This is a genomic window from Pseudomonas sp. NPDC089569 (genome assembly GCF_050280625.1).
Taxonomy (GTDB): domain Bacteria; phylum Pseudomonadota; class Gammaproteobacteria; order Pseudomonadales; family Pseudomonadaceae; genus Aquipseudomonas.
Map to the genome: position 1 here is coordinate 1 of NZ_JBNNVQ010000187.1, position 4,819 is coordinate 4,819.

Annotated in this window: 4 protein-coding genes and 2 pseudogenes; 5 read left to right on the top strand and 1 reads right to left on the bottom strand. The window is 59.7% G+C overall.

Annotated elements, in window-relative coordinates; genetic code table 11:
* Window positions 1-89: 89 nt before the first annotated feature.
* From ACQKP2_RS31685 to ACQKP2_RS31705, 5 genes and pseudogenes are all read left to right on the top strand, one after another.
* A pseudogene (locus ACQKP2_RS31685) lies at window positions 90-158 on the top strand (hypothetical protein); the annotation flags it as partial.
* 43 nt (window positions 159-201) lie between these two features.
* Window positions 202-540, top strand: coding sequence for a preprotein translocase subunit YajC (gene yajC, locus ACQKP2_RS31690; RefSeq protein WP_427582221.1), 339 nt, complete (start codon window positions 202-204; stop codon window positions 538-540).
* A 62-nt stretch (window positions 541-602) separates the two neighbouring features.
* A complete protein-coding gene (gene secD / locus ACQKP2_RS31695; RefSeq protein WP_427582222.1) occupies window positions 603-2,471 on the top strand; it encodes a protein translocase subunit SecD in 1,869 nt (622 codons plus the stop codon).
* A gap of 9 nt (window positions 2,472-2,480) precedes the next feature.
* Window positions 2,481-3,395, top strand: coding sequence for a protein translocase subunit SecF (gene secF / locus ACQKP2_RS31700; RefSeq protein WP_427582223.1), 915 nt, complete (start codon window positions 2,481-2,483; stop codon window positions 3,393-3,395).
* Between the two features lie 132 nt (window positions 3,396-3,527).
* Window positions 3,528-4,085: a glycine zipper 2TM domain-containing protein gene (locus tag ACQKP2_RS31705; protein ID WP_427582224.1), complete on the top strand. Its 558-nt coding sequence runs from the start codon at window positions 3,528-3,530 to the stop codon at window positions 4,083-4,085.
* Window positions 4,086-4,338: 253 nt separating this feature from the next.
* Here the strand turns inward: ACQKP2_RS31705 and suhB are convergent.
* Window positions 4,339-4,819 (bottom strand): annotated as a pseudogene (suhB, locus tag ACQKP2_RS31710) (inositol-phosphate phosphatase); the annotation flags it as partial.

Sequence of the window (4,819 nt, forward strand, 5' to 3'; positions counted from 1 at the left end):
AGTTCATGGCGTCGGTTCCTTCCTGCGCAGTGTTTAGCAAAGCCTGAACGGTTTCCAACCGAGCTTGCAGCGCAGCCACACTGTCATGAGGTACATTGGCCGCCTTTGTCGATGCCTTCTACGCCAAACGCGGGTTGCCTGTTCCGCCTTTGGACTGAGTTTTCTGACCCCAAGATTCAACATTTGCAACTGGAGTGCTAAATGAGCTTTTTTATCTCTAATGCCATGGCTGACGCTGCAGCACCTGCAGCGGCTGCTCCAATGGGCGGCGGCTTCGAGTGGATTTTCCTGGTCGGCTTCCTGGTCATCTTCTACCTGATGATCTGGCGTCCACAGGCCAAACGCGCCAAAGAACAGAAAAACCTGCTCAGCAGCCTGCAAAAAGGTGACGAAGTTGTGACCACCGGCGGTATCGCTGGCAAGATCACCAAAGTGGCTGACGAGTTCGTCGTTCTGGAAGTTTCCGACACCGTGGAAATGAAGTTCCAGAAAGGCGCCATCGCCGCCACGCTGCCAAAAGGCACGCTCAAAGCGATCTAAGTTTCAACTTCTACTCAATCGACGGGGCGCGCAAGGCGCCCCGCGTCATAGCGGGCGGCGTGATGCTGAACAAATATCCTCTGTGGAAATACATTCTGATCCTGGCGGTGCTGGCGATCGGTCTGATTTATTCCGCTCCCAATCTTTACCCTGATGACCCGGCGATCCAGATCAGCGGCGCGAGCACGGCCCTGCAGGTCAATCAGGCTGATCTGGACCGCGTGAGCACGGCGCTCAAGGAGTCCGGGATCAACGTCAAGGCTGCATCGCTGGCTGCCAACGGCAAGGGCGGTCTGATTCGCCTGACCAAGGCCGAAGACCAGTTGCCGGCCAAGGATGTCGTGCGCAAGGCGTTGGGTGATGACTACGTCGTTGCACTGAACCTGGCACAAACCACCCCGCAATGGCTGCGTAACCTCGCCGCCCACCCGATGAAGCTGGGTCTGGACTTGTCCGGCGGTGTGCACTTCCTGCTGGAAGTGGACATGGAAAAAGCCCTCGATGCGCGCCTGAAAGTCTACGAAGGCGACGTCAAGAGCCTGTTGCGTAAAGAGAAGGTGCGCTATCGCAGCCTGCCTCAGCTTAACGGCGCCATTCAGTTGGGCTTCACCGATGAAGCTGCCCGCGAAGAGGCCCGTGCGCTGGTTCGCAAGAACTTCAATGATTTCGACATTGTTCCGGCCGACCTGAACGGTCAACCGGTGCTGCGTCTGGCGATGACCCCGGCCAAGCTGGCGGAAATCCGCGAATACTCCATCAAGCAGAACTTGACTACGGTCCGTAACCGCGTCAACGAGCTGGGTGTTGCCGAACCGATCGTTCAGCGCCAGGGCGCCAACCGCATCGTGGTTGAGCTGCCGGGCGTGCAGGACACCGCAGAAGCCAAGCGTATCCTCGGCAAGACCGCCAACCTGGAATTCCGTCTGGCCGCTGAGCCTGGTGCTTCGAAAGCTACCTCCGAAACCTTCGAGTTCCGTGAAGGCAAGCGTCCGCCGGCGCAGATCGAGCGTGGCCTGATCATCACCGGTGACCAGGTGACCGACGCCAAGGCCGGCTTCGGCGAGCACGGCACGCCGGAAGTGAATATTCGTCTGGACGGTCACGGCGGCGAGCTGATGAACCGTGCGACCCGCAGCAACGTCGGTCGCAGCATGGCGGTGATCTTCATCGAGCAGCGTCCGGTCACCACTTACACCAAGCAAGTGGTCGACGGCGTCGAGAAAGACGTACCGGTGCAGTCGTTCAAGGAAGAGAAGAAGATCATCAGCCTGGCGACCATTCAGTCGCCGCTGGGTGCGCAGTTCCGCATCACCGGCCTGAACGGCCAGGGCGAATCGTCCGAACTGGCGCTGCTGCTGCGTGCCGGTGGCCTGGCGGCGCCGATGTACTTCGCTGAAGAGCGCACCATTGGTCCAAGCCTGGGTGCCGACAACATCACCAAGGGTATCGATGCATCGCTGTGGGGCATGCTGTTCGTCTCGCTGTTCATCATCGCCATCTATCGCTTCTTCGGCCTCATCGCCACTGTCGCACTGGCGGTGAACATGGTGATGCTGCTGGCCCTGATGTCGCTGCTGGGTGCAACGCTGACCCTGCCGGGTATCGCCGGTATCGTGTTGACCATGGGTATGGCGGTGGACGCCAACGTGCTGATCTTCTCGCGTATCCGTGAAGAGATCGCCGCCGGCATGAGCGTGCAGCGTGCAATCAACGAAGGCTTCGGCCGGGCTTTCACCGCGATTCTCGACGCCAACCTGACCACCCTGCTGGTCGGCGGCATCCTCTTTGCCATGGGCACCGGCCCGGTGAAGGGCTTCGCAGTGACCATGTCCCTCGGGATCTTTACCTCGATGTTCACGGCCATCATGGTGACCCGCGCGATGGTCAACCTGATCTTCGGCGGTCGTGACTTCAAGAAGTTGTGGATTTAAGGGGCTGCCATGTTACGTACTATCAACTTCATGGGCGTTCGCAACTTCGCGTTCGGCGTCACATTGTTCCTCAGTGCGCTGGCCATTTTCAGCGTTTTCCACAAGGGCATGAACTGGGGTCTGGACTTCACCGGCGGTACGCTCATCGAGCTGACCTACGAGCGTCCGGCCGATGTCACCAAGGTGCGTGAACAACTGGCGACCGCCGGTTATCACGAAGCCATCGTGCAGAACTTCGGTGCAACCACCGATCTGCTGGTGCGTATGCCGGGTGAAGACCCGCAACTGGGTCACCAGGTGGCGGATGCGCTGCAGAAGGTCGGCGGCGAGAACCCGGCGACCGTCAAGCGCGTCGAGTTCGTCGGCCCGCAGGTGGGTGAAGAGCTGCGCGACCAGGGCGGCCTCGGCATGCTGATGGCGCTGGGCGGCATCCTGATCTACCTGGCGTTCCGTTTTCAGTGGAAATTCGCGGTCGGTGCGATCGCTTCCCTGATCCACGACGTGATCGTGACCGTTGGTATCCTGTCGTTCTTCCAGGTCACCTTCGACCTGACGGTGCTGGCAGCGGTACTGGCGATCATCGGTTACTCGCTCAACGACACCATCGTGGTATTCGACCGGGTTCGTGAGAACTTCCGGGTACTGCGCAAGGCCAGCCTGATCGAGAACATCAACATCTCGACCACGCAGACCCTGCTGCGGACCATGGCGACCTCGATCTCCACCTTGCTGGCCATTGCGGCGCTGCTGTTCTTCGGTGGCGACAACCTGTTCGGCTTCTCCATTGCGCTGTTCATCGGTGTTCTGGCGGGTACTTACTCGTCGATCTACATCGCCAACGTGGTGCTGATCTGGCTGAACCTGAGCTCCGAAGACCTGATTGCCCCGGTGAATACCGAGAAGGAAATCGACGACCGTCCTTGAGGGCCTGCTTTTCCAAAACAGCCTTCGGTGATGTAGTCCAAAAAAGGCGCGAGTTGAACTCGCGCCTTTTTTTGTGCTCCAAGGCTGGGAGAAGCGCGGGTTTATCCCGCCAATGATGGTCAGGAGGTTCATGTGAACAAGTCGTTGCTGGTTGGTACGGTGTTGGGTGCTGTCGGTGTCACTGCCGGGGGTGCTGTTGCCACTTACAGCCTGGTAAAAGATAACGGCCCTGAGTATGCGCAAGTATTGGCCGTCGAGCCGGTCAAGACGCAGATCAAGACTCCACGTGAAGTATGCAAGGACGTTGCAGTCACCCGGCAGGCGCCGGTGAAAGATCAACATCAGATTGCCGGTACCGTGGTCGGTGCCGTGGCCGGTGGTTTGCTGGGCAATATGGTCGGGGCGGGTAATGGCAGGAAGCTGGCTACCGTGGCCGGTGCTGTCGGTGGCGGTTACGCCGGCAACAAGGTTCAGGAGGGTATGCAGGAGCGTGACACCTACACCACGACCCAGACCCGCTGTAATACGGTCAATGACATCAGTGACAAGGTCGTAGGTTACGACGTGCGGTACTCGCTGGGTGGTAAAGAGGGGAAAGTGCGAATGGATCGCGACCCGGGTAACCAGATTCCGGTGGATAAAGAAGGCAAGCTGATCCTGACGCAGAACCAGAGCCAGCCTGGTCAGTGATTGCCTGGAATCGGATGTAAAAAAAAGCACCCTGCGGGGTGCTTTTTTTGTGCCTGAAATGCTGATGTGAAATCACCGAAAAACCTGTGGGAGCGGGCTTGCCCGCGATATCGGTGTGTCAGTCGCCATTGATGGTGCGTGTGAGGCTGTCATCGCGGGCAAGCCCGCTCTCACAGGGATCTAGGGTGTTTTGAAAGGGCAAATTCCAGGCATAAAAAAAGCACCCCGAAGGGTGCTTTTTGTCGCTGGGCGCTTAGCGCTTCAGCGAGGCCGGCAGGTGCGGCTGGATGGCCGTCAGGACTGCCTTGAAGCATTTGGTGTTGCCGGCAACGACGTGGCCTTTTTCGAGGAAGTCGTGACCGCCGGTGAAGTCGCTCACCAGGCCGCCGGCTTCCTGAATCAGCAGGGCGCCTGCCGCCATGTCCCACTCGGACAGGCCCGACTCCCAGAAGGCGTCGAAACGGCCAGCGGCCACGTAGGCCAGGTCCAGGCTCGCCGAGCCGGCGCGGCGGATGCCGGCGGTCTGGCCGACCAGGGCGCGGAACATGCCCAGGTAGTTGTCCAGGTTGTCCATCTGGTCGTCACGGAACGGGAAACCGGTACCCAGCAGGGCGCCGTCCAGGCTGGTGCGACCGCTGACGCGCAGGCGACGGCCGTTCAGTTGGGCGCCGCGACCACGGCTGGCGGTGAATTCTTCCTGGCGAACCGGATCCAGAACAACGGCGTGTTCCAGG